This window comes from Shewanella sp. A32, assembly GCF_029167175.1.
Lineage (GTDB): Bacteria > Pseudomonadota > Gammaproteobacteria > Enterobacterales > Shewanellaceae > Shewanella > Shewanella yunxiaonensis.
The window spans coordinates 25,554-42,675 of record NZ_JARFTS010000014.1 but is presented as its reverse complement, the minus strand read 5'-3'; the positions used below and the strand labels follow the sequence as shown (position 1 = coordinate 42,675).

The 17,122-nt window shown below is 50.2% G+C and carries 12 protein-coding genes; 2 read left to right on the top strand and 10 right to left on the bottom strand.

Translation table 11 applies throughout. From position 1 onward, the window contains the following. Positions 1–324: a YbjQ family protein gene (locus tag PY479_RS11400; protein ID WP_212596568.1), complete on the bottom strand. Its 324-nt coding sequence runs from the start codon at positions 322–324 to the stop codon at positions 1–3. Positions 325–432: 108 nt separating this feature from the next. Next, positions 433–933 (bottom strand): hypothetical protein, encoded by a 501-nt coding sequence (locus PY479_RS11395; RefSeq protein WP_275483824.1) that lies wholly within the window; start codon positions 931–933, stop codon positions 433–435. 496 nt (positions 934–1,429) lie between these two features. Between PY479_RS11395 and mqo (PY479_RS11390) the strand changes: the two genes are divergently transcribed. After that, positions 1,430–3,052 carry a malate dehydrogenase (quinone) gene (gene mqo, locus PY479_RS11390; protein ID WP_212596266.1) on the top strand — a complete coding sequence of 541 codons (1,623 nt, stop codon included), beginning with the start codon at positions 1,430–1,432 and terminating at the stop codon, positions 3,050–3,052. 374 nt (positions 3,053–3,426) lie between these two features. Continuing rightward, positions 3,427–5,067, top strand: coding sequence for a malate dehydrogenase (quinone) (mqo, locus tag PY479_RS11385; protein WP_212596265.1), 1,641 nt, complete (start codon positions 3,427–3,429; stop codon positions 5,065–5,067). A gap of 161 nt (positions 5,068–5,228) precedes the next feature. Here mqo (PY479_RS11385) and PY479_RS11380 read toward each other — a convergent pair whose 3' ends face one another. The 8 genes from PY479_RS11380 to PY479_RS11345 form a co-directional block, all read right to left on the bottom strand. Next, positions 5,229–6,236: a LacI family DNA-binding transcriptional regulator gene (locus PY479_RS11380; protein WP_212596264.1), complete on the bottom strand. Its 1,008-nt coding sequence runs from the start codon at positions 6,234–6,236 to the stop codon at positions 5,229–5,231. Positions 6,237–6,249: 13 nt separating this feature from the next. Further along, complete coding sequence (locus tag PY479_RS11375; protein ID WP_275483823.1) at positions 6,250–7,626, bottom strand: MFS transporter; 1,377 nt, start codon at positions 7,624–7,626, stop codon at positions 6,250–6,252. A 90-nt stretch (positions 7,627–7,716) separates the two neighbouring features. Further along, positions 7,717–10,290, bottom strand: coding sequence for a hypothetical protein (locus PY479_RS11370; protein WP_275483822.1), 2,574 nt, complete (start codon positions 10,288–10,290; stop codon positions 7,717–7,719). Positions 10,291–10,292: 2 nt separating this feature from the next. Next, entirely contained in the window at positions 10,293–11,858 is a 1,566-nt protein-coding gene (locus PY479_RS11365) for a sodium/sugar symporter (RefSeq protein ID WP_212596261.1), read from the bottom strand. A gap of 21 nt (positions 11,859–11,879) precedes the next feature. Then, positions 11,880–13,040, bottom strand: a complete 1,161-nt coding sequence (gene galK, locus PY479_RS11360) for a galactokinase (RefSeq protein WP_212596260.1) — start codon at positions 13,038–13,040, stop codon at positions 11,880–11,882. Further along, on the bottom strand, positions 13,037–14,107 hold the full coding sequence (locus PY479_RS11355) for a UDP-glucose--hexose-1-phosphate uridylyltransferase (protein WP_275483821.1): 1,071 nt from the start codon (positions 14,105–14,107) through the stop codon (positions 13,037–13,039). Before PY479_RS11355 ends, galK begins: the two co-directional genes overlap by 4 nt. A 17-nt stretch (positions 14,108–14,124) precedes the next feature. Beyond that, positions 14,125–14,745: an NAD-dependent epimerase/dehydratase family protein gene (locus PY479_RS11350; protein WP_275483820.1), complete on the bottom strand. Its 621-nt coding sequence runs from the start codon at positions 14,743–14,745 to the stop codon at positions 14,125–14,127. Then, positions 14,745–17,114, bottom strand: a complete 2,370-nt coding sequence (locus PY479_RS11345; protein WP_275483819.1) for a glycoside hydrolase family 2 TIM barrel-domain containing protein — start codon at positions 17,112–17,114, stop codon at positions 14,745–14,747. Before PY479_RS11345 ends, PY479_RS11350 begins: the two co-directional genes overlap by 1 nt. Between the last annotated feature and the right edge of the window lie 8 nt (positions 17,115–17,122).

Below are 17,122 nucleotides of genomic sequence, written 5' to 3'. Positions count from 1 at the left end.
TCAGCCCTCAATACCGAGTTTTACTGCCGTGCCATAAGCCATCATTTCAGACATCCCCTGTGCGATGGCACTGGTGGTAAAACGCACATTCACCACAGCGTCAGCGTGTAAATTCTCAGCTTGAGCCAACATGCGCAACATTGCCTCCTCACGCGCCTCTGCCAGCATTTCAGTATAACCGACGATCTCACCACCAATGAGGGTCTTCAATCCGGCCATAATGTCGCGACCGATGTGCTTACTACGCACCACATTACCCGTTACCACCCCTAAGGTTTCGGTTACACGATATCCTGCGATTGTTTGCGTGTTTGATGTTTTCATCATGCGCTCCTTGGCGGCTTTAACCGATACCACTTTGGATCAAATGGTATGTTCTCTTTACCATTAACATAATTGGCAACTCAAAAACTTAACTCATTTAGCAACAGGCTAATGGCTTTTCAGATAAAACAGATACCAATTTTCATCGACTTTATGATAGGCAACGGTATTATCGGGAAGGTCTACCGCCGCTTTATCTAAGTCGGCGTATTGGGGTAATGGATTTTGCGGACGATATACATACCCCTTGGTGCTGGTAGTGCCGGCGATGGTCATCACCGACCGGATAAACATGACCCCGCCCCGTCCCCATTCACGCATTCCCCCATCTAATGACAACAGGGTAAATAGCTGACGATACTGCTGCCAACGCGATACATTGACTGCCGCATCAGGTTCCATAAATTGCGGATTTATTGATGATAAAGGGCTGTCCTCGCGGAACATGCCAATAAGCTGCTGATATAGTGCCCGTTGACGCTGCAAGGCAGACGCTAACTGCTTATCGGTTTGATGTTTAGTTGTCAGTGGCGTGTCATATCGATGCAATGACAACATCACTGCCACGACCAACACTGCTATTGTCAACGATTTAGCTACCCATTGCATAAGACGACTTCCCTGTGGGTCAAGATGACCTTACCTTCATCCTAAGTGAATTAAGAACAGGCAACAGCGAAGCTGCCAATTTTTCAGCAATAAATTTGTAAAGAAATGTAAATTTCTTGGTATTACCAATAGACCAAAAACCGAACAATTAAGCGAGATCGTGTTCTGAACAACAAAGTCGATAAAAGCATCAACTTTCTAATATGACATAGCGCTAACAAGTCGATAAAAAAGTGATCTATATCACCTATTAAGTTAGTGTATTTCCGCAAATTAAGATGCACAGATAACGCATAAACATGGCAGACGACAGCATCGTTTCAAGCGACTTTTTTTCATGCTGAACATCGTTTTTTTCCAAAAATTTGCGCATCAGTTAGCATTTTTTTCTGTGTAACTCTATAGAGTTATCTGGTTTTTCGGCATCTTGACAGAAAGTTTCGAAAGGTAAAGAATCCTGCCACCTATTCTTGGAAGTATGAGATAGATCGCCGTAATGCTACTTACCCCTTTGGTAAGTTCCGGAGCCCCCTCCAAGGCTAATGCCACTGAGGAGACCCCCGTCGATGTATTACTAATCGGCGGCGGCATCATGAGTGCCACCCTGGGTACCTTTCTGCAGACTCTGGAACCTAATTGGTCAATGACCATGATTGAACGCCTTGATGGCGTTGCAAAAGAAAGTTCCAATGGCTGGAATAATGCCGGTACCGGTCACTCGGCTCTGATGGAACTGAATTACACACCGCAGCAAGCTGATGGTACTGTCAATATCCAGAAAGCTATCGATATCAACGAAGCCTTTCAGATATCTCGTCAGTTTTGGGCCTATCAAGTAAGCCAGAATGTGCTGCAGAAGCCGCATACGTTCATCAACAGTGAAGCGCATATCAGCTTCGTCTGGGGAGACACGAATGTGAATTTCTTGCGTGCCCGCTACCAGGCACTGCAGTCCAGTACTTTATTTTCAGGAATGGAGTACTCTGAGGATCATGAGCAGATCCGTAAATGGGCACCCTTGGTTATGCACGGCAGGGATCCCAGTCAGAAAGTTGCGGCAACCCGCACTGATAACGGCACGGATGTTAACTTTGGTGAAATCACACGTCAGTTAATTGCCTCATTGCAGAAGAAACCGAATTTCGATCTACAGCTGAATACTGAAGTGCGCGATTTGCAACGTAACAGTGATAACAGCTGGACGGTCACAGTTGCAGACACCAAAGACCACGCCAACAAACGTAAAATTCGCGCCCGCTTTGTGTTTATTGGCGCTGGCGGCGCCGCTTTACGTTTACTGCAGAAATCAGGCATTCCGCAGGCCAAAGACTACGCAGGTTTCCCTGTCGGTGGTCAATTTTTAGTGACTGAAAACGAAGACGTGGTAAAACTGCATTCGGCCAAGGTTTATGGCCGTGCGGAAGTGGGCGCGCCGCCAATGTCGGTACCCCATCTTGATACCCGAGTATTGGAAGGTAAAAAAGTGTTGCTGTTTGGGCCTTTTGCCACCTTCTCTACACGCTTTCTCAAAAACGGTTCGTTGCTGGATCTATTGAAATCTACTAATAAATCTAACCTGATGCCGATGATCCGGGTCGGATTAGACAATTTCGATCTGGTAAAATATCTCATCAACCAAGTCCGTTTGTCCGAAGATGATCGTTACGAAGCACTTAAGCAATACTATCCCGATGCAGTAAAAGCTGACTGGAAATTGTGGACTGCCGGGCAACGGGTACAGATCATTAAACGTGACCCGCACAAAGGCGGTGTTTTACGCCTGGGGACCGAAGTCGTCAGCGATGAACTTGGCACAATTGCAGCGCTGCTGGGGGCATCGCCCGGTGCCTCCACTGCGGCCCCAATTATGTTGCAACTCTTGAAAAAAGTTTTTCCAGAGCGCGTTGCCAGCCTTGAATGGCAAAGCAAACTGCAACAGATTATTCCCTCCTATGGCAAACGTCTGGACGGTGATATCGAAGCCATAGAGCACGAACTGGCATACACCAGCCAACTGTTGCAGTTACGTCGACAGGCACCGTGTTCAGTGATCAATATCCCTGAGCCAGACCATAGCTTTATGCTGCCTGCGAACAACATGGCAGATATCGCACTCTAGCCTATGTAAGAGTTGCTGGTACTGACCAGCAACTCTTTGCCATCCTCGTCAGCACTTATGCTTACCTGATTATTTAGCCGTTGATTTCATTTTTTTGCAGCTGTTTTTCGTATAAAAGTCCCGCATAACCACCTGCGTCTTAATGCTTTACGCCATTAAACTCACTGACTTAACGGCCTTAAGTTTCATTAGTATCGAAACCTATAAGCCACCATTAAAAACTGTTAACTTACGCACGTTTTTTCAATGTTTGGTATGTGTATCACACTCACAGCCATAACTAGTCTGTCCCTATCGGGGATTTTGGGGAGATACCTGATCCATGAGTAGTGTCTCTCTTTTGCTCCAACTCACAATCACAGAGCTAAATATCCATGAGAAAGATTGCTGTCATTCTGCTTGCCTCACTGGTGAGCTTAACTTTTAATCTGCCAGTCAGCGCACAGACGCAGGATAAACCTGTTGATGTGCTGCTGATCGGTGGTGGCATTATGAGCGCAACGCTGGGCACATACCTGCAGGAGCTGGAACCAGAGTGGAATATCACCATGGTCGAGCGCTTGGACGGTGTCGCCAAAGAAAGCTCCAACGGCTGGAACAACGCCGGCACGGGCCATTCAGCGTTGATGGAACTGAACTACACACCACAAATGCCAGATGGCAGTATCAACGTAAGCAAAGCCATTAAGGTCAACGAAGCGTTTCAGATCAGTCGCCAATTCTGGGCTTATCAGGTCGCCAATGGTGTGATGCATGATCCTGAATCTTTCATCCGCAGCGTAAACCACATGAGCTTTGTCTGGGGTGATACTAACGTCAACTTTCTCCGCGCCCGTTATGCTGAACTGCAAAAGAACACGCTGTTTCAGAGTATGGATTACTCAGAAGATCATGAGCAGATCCGTAAGTGGGCACCGTTAATTATGGAAGGTCGCGATCCTAAGCAAAAGGTAGCGGCAACTCGCTCAGTCATCGGTACTGACGTGAACTACGGTGAAATCACTCGCCAACTAGTGGCAGGTTTGCAGACTAAAGACAATTTCCAACTGCAACTGTCTACCGAAGTGCGTGACTTAAAACAAAATGCTGATAAGACCTGGACCGTTACTGTGGCCGATCTGGCCCATGGTGAGAAGCTGCACCAATTGCACGCTAAATTTGTGTTTATCGGTGCTGGCGGCGCAGCGTTACCATTGCTGCAAAAATCGGGTATTCCGGAAGCGAAAAACTATGGTGGCTTCCCTGTCGGCGGTCAGTTCCTCATCTGTGACAATCCTGATGTGGTGAAACGTCATCTAGCCAAAGTCTACGGTCAGGCCGAGGTTGGTGCACCACCTATGTCCGTACCACATCTGGATGCCCGTCGTATCGATGGTAAAGAAGTTATCCTGTTCGGCCCGTTTGCAACGTTCTCAACTAAATTCCTGAAAAATGGTTCTTTATGGGATCTGCTTGGCGCTACCACCACATCAAACATTATGCCGATGGTACATGTGGGACTGGACAACCTCAATCTGGTGCAATACCTGATTGGCCAGGTACTGCAGACGGATAACGACCGTTTTAATGAACTAAAAAAATACTATCCTGAAGCTAAAAAAGCCGACTGGAAACTATGGACTGCCGGGCAACGGGTACAGATCATCAAGAAAGATGCGGAGAAAGGCGGAAAGCTGCAGTTTGGTACCGAAGTCGTCGCATCACAGGATCATACTTTGGCAGCATTGTTAGGCGCATCTCCTGGTGCATCAACTGCGGCACCCATTATGCTGGATGTGCTGAATAAGGTATTCAAAGATAAAGTTGATGGTGTTTGGTTATCGCAGTTGAAAACGATAATTCCATCCTATGGTACCAAGCTAAATGGCAACGTGGCGGCGACAACCCAAGAGCTGGAGTACACCAGCGAAGTGCTGAAGTTGCACAAACCTCAAGCGCCCAAGAGCATTGCTCCACAACCAGAAGCAGGTGTTGCGGTACCAACTGCCAAGCCAGTTGCTAACATTGAGCTCTAATACTGTAACTATCCTCGACAGTTAAACCAAAGCCCTTCCGGGTCAAGCCGGAGGGGCTTTTTATTTGCTTTGGTATTTTTACTAGGACAACGAAACACTACCCAGAGCGATGTGCATCACAGATATTACCTGCATGTCCCAACCGCGATATCAACCATCGTTCACTGGATTGCACAGCAGACTGAATCACGCTCCACCAGTTGCGGCATGAACAGATGGGTTTGTCCTACTGGTTTATAGTCTGCATTACTGAGTTTGATGGCTAGGTCTACCGCATAGGCCGCCATCTCTTCAATGGGGTAATGCATAGTCGTCAGTCTCGGCCGACAGGCTCTGGCTACCGGTAGATCATCAAAGCCGACCACCGACACGTCCTCTGGGACCCGAATACCTGCAGCAAATAACGCATGAATAGCGCCGATTGCCATCAAATCATTGTAGGCCAGCAATGCGGTGAATGGCAGACCACGCGCCAGTAACTCCTTCACCGCCAGTTCTCCGCCCTCCATGTTAGCAGTGCCTTCGGCCACCAATTCTTGCGATAACGACAATCCGCGCTCCAGCAGCGCCTGACGACTGCCTTTAAGGCGTTCCGCCGGATCACGGTTCTGATAAATGCTGGTAATAGCCGCGAACTGCCGGTGGCCTTTGGACAACAGATACTCAGTAACCCATTGACCACCACGAATGTTATCTAACCAGACACAGCGGTTGGCAATCTGTGGGATGTAGCGGTTCACCAACACCAACCCTGGGATCTCATCGGCCAAACGAATTAATGTTGCTTCATCAGAATATTCACTGTGCAAGATAATCGCCTGACAATTGTGTTGTCGTAGCGACTGGATGGCATCGAGTTCGGATTGCGTTTCATACAAGGAGTTGGCCATCAACAGCTTGTAGCCGTTCTCTCTTACTGCATTTTCAACACCACTGGCTAACGTGCCGAAAAAAGACATCGACAGACGCGGCGTTACTACGCCAATAGTGTTGGTAGTTTTACTCACTAAAGCCTGTGCATTAGCGTTCGGCTGGTAACCCAGTTCGGCAATCACCTTCTTCACTCTGGCACGGCAGGCATCTCCGACCTGAGCGCCATTATGAATAACACGCGACACGGTTGCGGTCGAAACTCCGGCGATCCGGGCAACATCTTTGATAGTTACCATAACGTCTCTCTTGTCAGTCCGTTGCTCCAGAAGAAGCAAGTTTATCTTTTAAACCAATATGATAGCTGTGTAAACACCACAGAGATAAGATCCCGAATAACACAGTGCCACCGGCCAGAATAAACCGCATTGCAGTAATACTGCTGGCGCTTTGGGCCCCACCCGCAGCGGCATCAAAACCGATAATATTCAATGCGGCACCAGAAGCCAGCAACGCCAGAATACTCGCCAATGAGGTAGCCGAATTGTATATTGCGGCAAACATGCCAGCGGTTGGTTGGCACCTTCGTCGGCTTTCTGCATCACTCAAACCGGCATTGAGTGCCGGGATGAGGGTCGTCATTGCGGTCCAGACGCTAGTACATAACACCGCGTCCAGTACGATCCAGAAGCCAATATTCGGTACAAACAAAAACCACTTAGCAATGCCACCCAGCAGCGTCAACACTAGCACCCATCCTAATGCACCAACGGCCCCACAACGACGATGCAAGTAGCTTACCAGCGGCACACTGGCAAACCCAGTCAACGCATAAGCCGTAGATAGTACGCCTTTCCAGTAAGCCCCCTGAGTAATATCGCCGTGGCTGACAAAGTACACCAACAGGTAATAATCCATGCTGGCAGCAAACACGCTGCCGCCAAGCTGTAATAAACAGATTGTCATCAGCAATATCAACAACTTATGTCGCAATAGCTGTTGCAGACTTTCAGTAAATCCTGGCTTACCAGGTGCCATATAACTGACAACGGTGCTGGCGCTTTCCCGACAAAAAACAGCAGGCAACACCCCCATCACACCTATCAGTAACAGCGCTACGCCCCAGCCCACCCAACGGATCCCCACAACCACGGAGGCAAATATCGCCAGACAGGCTAATGGAAATAACCATTGATACAGCACGGAGGCCAGCTTTATAAAATAGGTATTCACGGCCATGATGGCGGCGCGCTGCGACTCATCGTGAGTAATTTCGTAGCTGAGGCTAGTTGTCGGGACAGCAACCACTGCCGCCGCTATCGAAAACAACAGATAAAACAGCGCAAAATAGCTGAGTTGCCACAACATTGGCCAATGGGCAGGTACCATCCAGATACAGCCAAATAACAGCGCACTGAATAGGCTGCCGACGATGATCAATGGCCGCCGCTTGCCGATTCGCCCTGGCCAATGATCACTGACGTAACCAATCCATGGTGTTATCAACAGACCAGCAACCACCGGTAACGCGAGCGCCAGACTTAGCAGGAACGGGTCAACCCCGAGCTGCATCTGATAAAATGGGATCGCCAATACCTGAACGCTCTGACTGGCAAACAGCATCGCAAAAAAACCAGCACCCAGTGCCAGCTTTTGTTGGGTTAACCCTTTGAAAACACTATCAACCAACCATCGTCTCCTTGCGAAGTATTGGCGCTGACAGGATCATATCCCGCCCTGTCGATGGTGCCAGTCAGCTTTTGGTGTCCCCTGAAGCAATCAATCTTTCGCTGACATCTGTATTAGTGCTACCTCAGCAATCTCAATACCACGCTGCGGCATCGTTTGATGAGCACCTAAAGGTGGCAATGACAACTGCAAACCTTCAATCGCATTAAGTGCCAATGACGATTGTGAGGCAAACGGGCCAACAGTGACGGGCATAAAGGTAGGATAAGCTTGGCCAAGCATGGTGCCTATTGGTTGGAACTTATCCAGCGGTAATACTAGCGTTTTCCAGTCAGATGCCACCGAAACATCTGTCCCCCACGCCAAACCATCATTGCCGATAATACCCAGCTGCAAGTGGTCAGTGGCGAAAGCACGGATCCTCAATTCCAAGGCATTGTAGCCGCGCAAATTGCGGCCAATAAGTTGATTGTCGTTAGCAAGGTCCAGCCGCAACAAGTTGCCACCGTTGTTGATTACCTGCGGTTCCACCAACAATTTTAATGTGGCACCTTCCACTGTGGCGGAGGTCGCCGGCCAGGATACGGTGTTTTTGGGGGTGTAATAGCCTGTGCGATCCGTTGCTGGTGCCAACAATGTCACTGGCGTACCTGTCGGTGTCAGCAAGGTATGCCAATAACCAGCATCAACATAATCCCAATCAGCAGGCGTTCCGGCTTGAGCGCCCGGCCAGGTTATATTTTGCAGGCCATCATTGACGCTGATGGCATATTCCAGAATCCCCGGTTGGCGCCACGCGGAGCTATCAGGTAAGGTCAGTCGATATGTATCAGTATTAACCACCGACATCGGTAATGCAGTGAAGGCTTTATCGCCCTGATAGCGTACGTACAAAGTCACCTGATACTGCGGCTTTATGCCCGCAATTTGCGCACTAAAACTGAGTTTATCCCCCAGATTGCGCTGGCGCTGCGGCTGATGCACCAATGCCAATTTAGGCACAGGAATTTGAGGCAGATAATAAGCCTTGTTAGTGTTTTTGATGTTATTAATCAGATCTGCAGTACGTCCTAACAGATACACGCCAGGTTTCACCGTTATCTTGCCATGTTCAGCCGTCGCGACAACATCATTACCGGAGTTGATGCCCTTCATCGCAAATGTTTCGCCCAAATCGGCCAACATCAGTGTCATCTGCCGCTGATGCAGATATAACCTGCCCACTTCGCGCTGTAAACTGGAAGGCTGATGTGGGTCCTGTAATTGCAGCAGATCTGGGTAGACTTCCAAGCGCCAAACGCCCTCCTGCAACTTGTCGAGGAAATAGGCACCGTTACCACGGTAAGCCACCAGCGGCGAGCTGCCGACCCCTGCAATATGTTGCAGTCTGGCGCCATGTTGGGGAGCCTGTTGCGTATTGTTGGAATAGTAATAATGGTCGCCATCATCATACAGGCTGAGATCCGCCTGATAATCTAACAATGTATGATCAAAGCGGTTGCTTGCAGGATATTCCTTGGCGTGATAACCCAAGGGCAGTTGCCGAAACTCTGTAGCCGCTATCATAAAGCTGATCGCTTTGGCTGGCGTATACAGCAGATTCAGATAATGAGTGTTGTATTCAGCATTGGTCTGCACCAGTGCGGCGGAATCATACGCAAACTGCGTCGCCCATTGAAATCCGGCTTCGCGAAAGCTACGTGCCATCGCCGGATACATCACACTACGAGTCACATCAGCGGCATCAAACTCATACACCATTTTAGCCTTGTGCTGGCAAGCCGAGATCTGCTTAAACGGATCAGTGTAATGTGCCACCGCAGGCAGCATATTGCTGTGAAGCGCCGAGTTTTTTACTAAGCCTGTGGGATACCATTGGTACGCTACCCCATCGACCGAACTGTTACACAAGGCGTGGGCAAACGCTTGATCATTCCCTTGTTCACTAATGTTGTAGAACAGGGGCTTAGTCACGCCTAACCCACGCACGGTTGCCAGTAGTTGTTCCACATACGCAGCACTTTGTTGCGGCGATTGCGTATGTTTCGGCTCATTGAATAACTCAAAAGCAATAACGTTCGCATCGGTTGCCAGCGTTTTTCCCGTATAAGGATTTTTATGGGTCAGCAACTGCCGCAGATAATTTATAGTGGCGGCAATGGCTTTAGGATCCTGATTCATCTGGGCTTTGCTGTAATCGACAGAGAATCCTGGCTCTTTTGGATCCGCTGCCGGGTAACCAGACCCCCACCAGGCAATGGGGGTAATGATGGTTTTGATACCATGAAGCGCTAATTGGTGCTGCAGATAATCAAACAATCGCAGTTGCTCATTATCCAACAGATTACCGTGTTTATCGCTGATCAGCCGCTCCCAGACATGTACCCGGTAAGCATCTAATCCCAAGCGAGCGATGTGGTTCACATCCATATCAATGACCGCTTGTGGATCCAGCCCCAGCTGCTTGACAGCACGATAACCAAAAGCAAAAGGCATGGCATAATTCACACCGAATAACGCCACTTGCGAACCATCTTGCCATTGCATCACACCATCTTTAATCGTGACGGGCGTTGGTTGTGCCAACAGTGGCGAAGTTACGGCAGCCAGTAAGGTAGCCATCGCGGCCACTAGCGATTGTCGAAATGTCACTGTCAGCATCATACTCACCACCAGGTTGTGTAAAAGCCAATCAGGATCAGACTGATCACCACCGCACAGACGCGGTAACCGCCGTGCGTAGTGAAGTCGATATCATGAAGCGGAATGCTGTGCTCATGGTCCTTACCTTTGCCTTCCAGTAGCGAAATCACCACCGCCAATACCAGACAGCAAAGGAACACGTAACCCACCCGATCCATAAATGGCACTTCTGGCAACCAAAATTTAGCCGCTGCCGACAATGCCGCCGACCCAATCGCCGCAGCCAGTGCACCGTTGGCCGTTGCCTTTTTCCAGAACATACCTAGCACAAACAGCACCACGATGCCCGGCGTGAAAAATCCGGTAAACTCCTGAATAAACTGGAACGCCTGTTCTGATTTACCCAGCAGTGGCTGTGCAGTCACCAGTGCGATGACCAGTGCCGCGACGCTGGCGATACGGCCAACTTTGACATAGTGATGTTGCGTTTGATGACGACGCACCTGCGCATACAAGTCCATGGTAAAAATGGTAGAAATACTGTTGGTCATGGAGGCCAGACTGGAAAGGATCGCGGCCACCAATGCCGCGAAAATCAGCCCTTTCAGGCCTACAGGCATCAGCCCCATCAATTGTGGATAAGCCTGATCCGGACGGTCAAGCGGCGGCAACAGCAACACGGCGGCAATTCCGGGCAATACCACCAGCACGGGCATCAGCAGTTTGAGGAAGGCAGCAAACGCGATCCCCTTACGCGCTTCTTTCAGGTCTTTTGCCGCCAGTGCCCGTTGAATGATGTACTGGTTAAAACCCCAATAAGACAAGTTCATCACCCACAACCCGCCAATCAATACGGAAATCCCGGGCAAACTGGCGTAATTCGGATTATCCGGGGTCAGGATCATGTCGAATTTTTCCGGCAGTTTAGTCATCAGGATATCGAAACCGGCGACGACCCCATGGCCATCACTGACCATCTGCAACGACACATATGACAGGAACAGGCCCCCGGCCACCAGTAACAGCACCTGAATAATATCGGTCAGGGCCACAACCTTCAGACCACCATAAAGCGAATAGGCTAATGACAATAGCGCCAGCAATACCAGACTGGCACTGATATTCAGTCCGGTCAGCGTATTGATGGCCAAGGCACCCAGCCACAGCACCGCCGTCAGGTTAACAAATACGTACACCGCCATCCAAAACAGCGCCATGGTCAATCGCACTCGATTGTCATAACGATGCAATAGAAATTGCGGCATGGTGTAAATTTTGCGTTTGAGGAAAATCGGCAGGAACCAGGCACCCACGATGATCAGGGTAATGGCCGCCATCCACTCATAAGAGGCAATTGCCAGACCAATCGCATAACCGGAACCGGACATTCCGATAACCTGCTCGGCAGAAATATTGGAGGCCACCAACGAGGCACCAATGGCCCACCAGGGCAGGCTGTTGCCTGCCAAAAAATAATCGCTGGTATTTTTATCGTGCCCGGGTTTGTCCCGCGACACCCACCAGGCCAGTCCAAGTAGGATGACCACGTAGGCCGCCAGAATGGCAAAATCCAATGGGGCTAACAACATACAGCTTTCTCCTGGGAGTTTTTAAGGTTGGGCAACAATCTCGGCACCGGCCGAAGGCTGACAGACAAATACCTCGGCGACCAAGCCACAGTGCTCAGGATAGTGGGTAGCGACCTGCGTTTTGACGGCTGCGACCAAATCGTGGGGCACCAACGCCACCACACAGCCGCCAAATCCGCCACCGGTCATCCGCACACCACCACGGTTACCGATAATGCTGTCGACCAGCGACACCAGATAATCGATAGGCGCGACAGTGATTTCAAAATCGTCGCGCATAGAAGCATGTGATTGCGCCATCAACTGGCTAAGGGTGCCAATGTCGTTGCTCGCCAGCGCCGCAGCGGCTGCGAGCGTGCGGGCATTTTCGGTGACCACATGACGTACGCGACGAGCGGTCACGTCATCCAGTTCGTCGAAGATGTTGGCAATCGCCGCAATATCCAGATCTCTCAACGCTTTCACGCCATAATGTGCAGCGCCTGCTTCACATTGTGCCCGGCGGGTATTGTATTCACTCCCCACCAAGCCACGTTTCACATTAGAGTTGATGATCACGACCGCCAACGCCTGCGGCATCGCCACGGGCTGGCACGACAGCGAGCGGCAATCGATCAGCAGCGCATTTCCCTGCTGTCCCTGAGCTGAGATCAACTGATCCATAATGCCGCTATTACAGCCCACAAAATGGTTCTCAGCTTGCTGGCCAGTAAGTGCAATCTGCGCAAGGCTCAGCGGCTGTCCCGCTAACGTGGTAAACGTAAGCCCCAGTGCGACTTCCAGCGCCGCAGAGGAGCTGAGACCTGCGCCTTGCGGTACATTACCGCTGATAGCCAGATCACAGCCTACTAACGAGATCTTCTGTTGTTGCAGGCTCTGCACCACACCGCGAACATAGTTGGCCCATTGATAATCCAAATGGTGCGCAATCACATCGTCTAACGGGATGGCATCTGTCTGCCCCTCATAATCGGCAGCCAGTACGCGGATGACATTCAGGCCGTTCTTACGAGCCAATACATGGGTATCAAAATCGATCGCACATGGCAGCACAAAACCGTCGTTATAATCGGTATGCTCACCAATCAGGTTTACCCGACCTGGCGCACGGAAATGGTAATCGGCGGTTGCCGCAAAATGTGATGAAAACAGCTGATGCAATTCAGCGACTGTCAGACTCATGCGTCACCTTTTGGTACAGATTTATAGTGAATGGGTGATTGTTGCCGTAAGCGCTCTGCCGCCTGCTCTGGGGTCATATCGCGCTGGGTTTCTGCCATCATTTCATAACCCACCATGAATTTTTTCACCGTGGCGGAACGCAGTAATGGCGGATAAAAATGGCAGTGAAGTTGCCAGTGTGTGCGCGCCTCAGACGCCTGATATTGCGGGGTATAAGGTGCCACATGCCAGCCCATAGAGTATGGGAAAGCACACTGGAACAAGTTGTCATACCGGATAGTGATTTGCTTGAGAATATCGGCCAGCGCTGCTTGCTGCTGCTCCGATAACTCATCCATACGGGTCACATGGGCTTTGGGCAGTAATAGCGTTTCAAACGGCCAGGATGCCCAATATGGCACGACCACCAGCCAGTGTTCATTTTGCACCACAGTACGCGCGCCATCAGCAAGTTCGCGCTCGACATAGGTCAGCAGCAGATTTTTACCGTGCTGTGCCAGATATTGCTGCTGTGCTAAATCAGTTCTGGCTGGCAAAGTCGGCACCGAGGAACACGCCCAGATCTGCCCATGCGGGTGGGGATTGGAGCAGCCGTTTATCGCACCCTTATTTTCAAAGACTTGTACCCAAGCATAGTGCTGTGACAGTTCACCATATTGCTGGATCCACTCATGAATCACGGCGGCGATCTGCTCGGTAGACAATTCCGGCATGGTCAGACTGTGGTCCGGGGAGTAACACACAACCCGGCTGGTACCGCGCTCAGATTCCAACACAAATAGGCCGTCATCGTTGCGGCTGGCAACTGGCGTATCCTGGTGCAGGGCGGCAAAATCATTGGTGAACACATAAGGTTTGCTGTAGTTCGGATTGATATCACCGGTAATACGCTTGTTACCCGGGCACAGAAAGCAGCTGCCGTCATAATGCGGGACATTATCGGTTGCAGGCGCTTCAACCTGCCCTTGCCAGGGACGCTTTGCCCGATGTGGAGATACCAACACCCAGTCACCGGTTAACGGATTATAACGGCGATGGGGATGATCTTTTACGTCAAACTCTGACATACAAACCTCAATTCCTATCAAACTATTGTACTGCGATAACCGTCGGAATTAGCAGGCTGCCAGCGCCAACTGGAGACTACCATTTCGGTTAAATTTCGGGTTGTCTGCAATCCTCGCTGCTCTCGGCCGAGGCGGGCATTGGCATAACACTGGACGACATCGCCAGTCCGGCGGCCCACAACGCATGCTGGCAAATCACAACCACTGTCATTGGTAGCCGCGCCCACACCATTACTCACTGCGGTTGGATAATCATCGCTAAACACTGACGGTTTGTGATGTCGCCCTGCTGCAATAAATGGCATGAGATTATTGAGGCTCCCGTGAGCATCCTCGTCAACCAAACGGCGGGAATGAGCCACTACCGGACCAAAATAACGCAGGATGATACCATTAAATCCACTACCTGCACGGGTTGCAGCGCAGCGATCGCTGATAATCTGTTCCACCTTCAACTTGCGGCATCCATAAGGATTGGTTGGCGCAAGAAGAAAATCCTCAATTATCGGGACCTTATGAGGAGCACCATAAATGATGGAAGGTGCCTCCCAAACCCACTTTTTTTCGCCGGTTTGTCGCAAAGCCTCACCAGTTTGAGTACCGATATCACCAGCGCCGCCGGTTAACAGGACCTGCATTAATGTTCCTCCAACATTAATGTCGCTGGCGCTAAGCCTGCTGCAGTTACCGTGACTTTGGCATGCTTAAGACTGTTACCAATACGGATCAACAATGCCCCCTGCCCCATAGAGGTGACCATCGGACTTTGATTAAGAATTTCGATATCGCCACTGGCACTCGCTTGTAACGGAATATTATTGCTCCACACCGGATGCCCATCCTTGTCCTGTAGCTGGGCATAGACAAATAACACATCATTGACACCGGTTTTGGGTGCTATACCGCTGGTATCCAGTCGCAAATTAATAGCCACCGCTTTACCTGGAGTAGCCACCTCATGGGTTGCCACGACTTTGCCACCGATAATCGCGTCAGCACGTAACGTCCCCGGTGTGAACTTAGCCAGATGGAAAATAAACGGCGGATGCGGCAGATGCTGTGAATAGTGATTACGCGTAGGCGTTTGTTTGGCGATCAGTTGCCCATTGAGATACAGCGCCACCTCATCGGCATTACTGAACACCTGCACATCAGTGCTGGAATCCGGCTGCCATTCACTGGCGATATGTACCATGGGACCACTCTGAAATAACGGACTGATATCGTTAGCGTCGCGCTGGCTGGCGAAGAAGTAATAACTGTATTTGGGCTGACGATAGAGACTCATAATACCCGAAGCTTCAATGTCGTCGGTATAACCACGGTTATAGTCGAACATTACCCAGTAACCATCGGCAAAGGCAGGCACGGTAAAGTTATCGTTGTGCGCTTCTTCAATATTCAACGCTTGCTGCAGCAAGCGTTTTTCTCCGCTGTTCAGTAACTGACGGCTGCTACGCTGCTCTTCTTTCAGGTCACCCCAACTATCCTGATTAAAGCCTGCATTCTGAGCGTAGTATTCCCAGTCACCATATTCCGACACAATATAAGGCTGCTGCGGTGTTTGATAATGTTGCAGTCGATGCTGGCGCGCCTGGACAAAAATATCGTAGCCGCGTTCCCAACCAGCAGAATAGCTGCCGGGATATTCCTGATGTACCGCATCGTTCAGGCGTTTAATCAGAGCCTCCGGCATCTGGGTTTCATTCAAGGAACATTCCCATGCCAGCACACTCGGATGATTACGGTCACGACGGATAAGATCGCGACAGCTGTCTACCACATGTTCAGAAAATGCAGGATCGGGGTTGTAATACTGCCAGCCAAGCACCGCATCCAGCACCACCAGTCCCAGCTTGTCAGCCGCCTGCATAAAAGCGGGCGACTGGGGATAATGTGATAATCTGACATAGTCAAAACCCGCTTGTTTGATTTTCACCGCATCACGGTAATCGGCTTGAGCTGATAACGCATAACCCACGAACGGATACTCCTGATGACGATTCACGCCACGCAGAAACACAGGTTTGCCGTTGAGTAATAATTGATGCTCCGCGTTAAATGTAAAACTGCGGATGCCTATCTGACGCTGTTGCTGCTCAATCAGTTGTTGGCCACTGTAGAGCGTTGTCTGCAATGTATATAAATTGGGGGATTTAGGGCTCCACAGCTTAGGTGCAGTCACCGTCATTTGCTGGTTGAAATCGGCCGTTTTCCCTGCTGCTAACTGATATTGCTGAGTCGTGCGTGCAATAGTTTGTCCTTGCCATAGCAAGATCTGTGTCAATTGCAGTGTTTTCTCATTGGCATACCGATTCTGCAGTTGGGTTTTCACGGCAACCGTGGCGTGTTGCGAACTCACCTCTGGATAGGTAACAAACACGCCACCACCAGCGACCGTCTGCGCCAGCATTTCATCGGTGATCAGTAATTTGTCCTTGAGTTGCAACGATACACCACGATACAAGCCGCCGTAGGTGTTGAAATCCAACTGCTGCAATGGCTTGGGTCCGGTGATGGGGTTGTCGCGATTGTCTAGCCGCAGTAACAGCGTGTTACTTCCAGACGTTAGTGCCGAGGTTAAATCCAAAGTAAACGGCAGATAGCCGCCGAGATGGCTCCCCACTTTCTTGCCATTTAGCCAGACATCCGCCTGATTCATCGCGGCTTCAACGCGAATTAACACCACTTTATGCTGCCAGGTTGGCGGCACATTAAACGACTTCTGATACCAGGCGATTCCCTGCCACTGCTGATTGACCACTTCCGGTTCGAGTCGCGGGGTATGCGGTAAGCTGACTGACTGCCAAGGGGCGGTCAATGCTGCCAACGGTACTGCCTGCTCAGATTTTTTAAATTGCCAGTGTTGATCAAACGCCAGCGTCTGACTGCTGGGCGCTTTAGTAGCCTTATTGGACGAAACATCTGCTTGTATGATTTCGCCTTGGCAACCACTGAGAAGAGATAAGCCCAGTAATATGGCCGTTAACTGCTTGGTCACTCGCACCCGGAAAC

Bases quoted from the DNA above. Each gene is read 5' to 3' on its own strand.
- PY479_RS11355 (WP_275483821.1), bottom strand. From the start codon at position 14,107: ATGTCAGAGTTTGACGTAAAAGATCATCCCCATCGCCGTTATAATCCG.
- PY479_RS11350 (WP_275483820.1), bottom strand. From the start codon at position 14,745: ATGCAGGTCCTGTTAACCGGCGGCGCTGGTGATATCGGTACTCAAACT.
- galK (WP_212596260.1), bottom strand. From the start codon at position 13,040: ATGAGTCTGACAGTCGCTGAATTGCATCAGCTGTTTTCATCACATTTT.
- mqo (WP_212596265.1), top strand. From the start codon at position 3,427: ATGAGAAAGATTGCTGTCATTCTGCTTGCCTCACTGGTGAGCTTAACT.
- PY479_RS11395 (WP_275483824.1), bottom strand. From the start codon at position 933: ATGCAATGGGTAGCTAAATCGTTGACAATAGCAGTGTTGGTCGTGGCA.
- PY479_RS11370 (WP_275483822.1), bottom strand. From the start codon at position 10,290: ATGATGCTGACAGTGACATTTCGACAATCGCTAGTGGCCGCGATGGCT.
- PY479_RS11365 (WP_212596261.1), bottom strand. From the start codon at position 11,858: ATGTTGTTAGCCCCATTGGATTTTGCCATTCTGGCGGCCTACGTGGTC.
- PY479_RS11380 (WP_212596264.1), bottom strand. From the start codon at position 6,236: ATGGTAACTATCAAAGATGTTGCCCGGATCGCCGGAGTTTCGACCGCA.
- mqo (WP_212596266.1), top strand. From the start codon at position 1,430: ATGCTACTTACCCCTTTGGTAAGTTCCGGAGCCCCCTCCAAGGCTAAT.
- PY479_RS11400 (WP_212596568.1), bottom strand. From the start codon at position 324: ATGAAAACATCAAACACGCAAACAATCGCAGGATATCGTGTAACCGAA.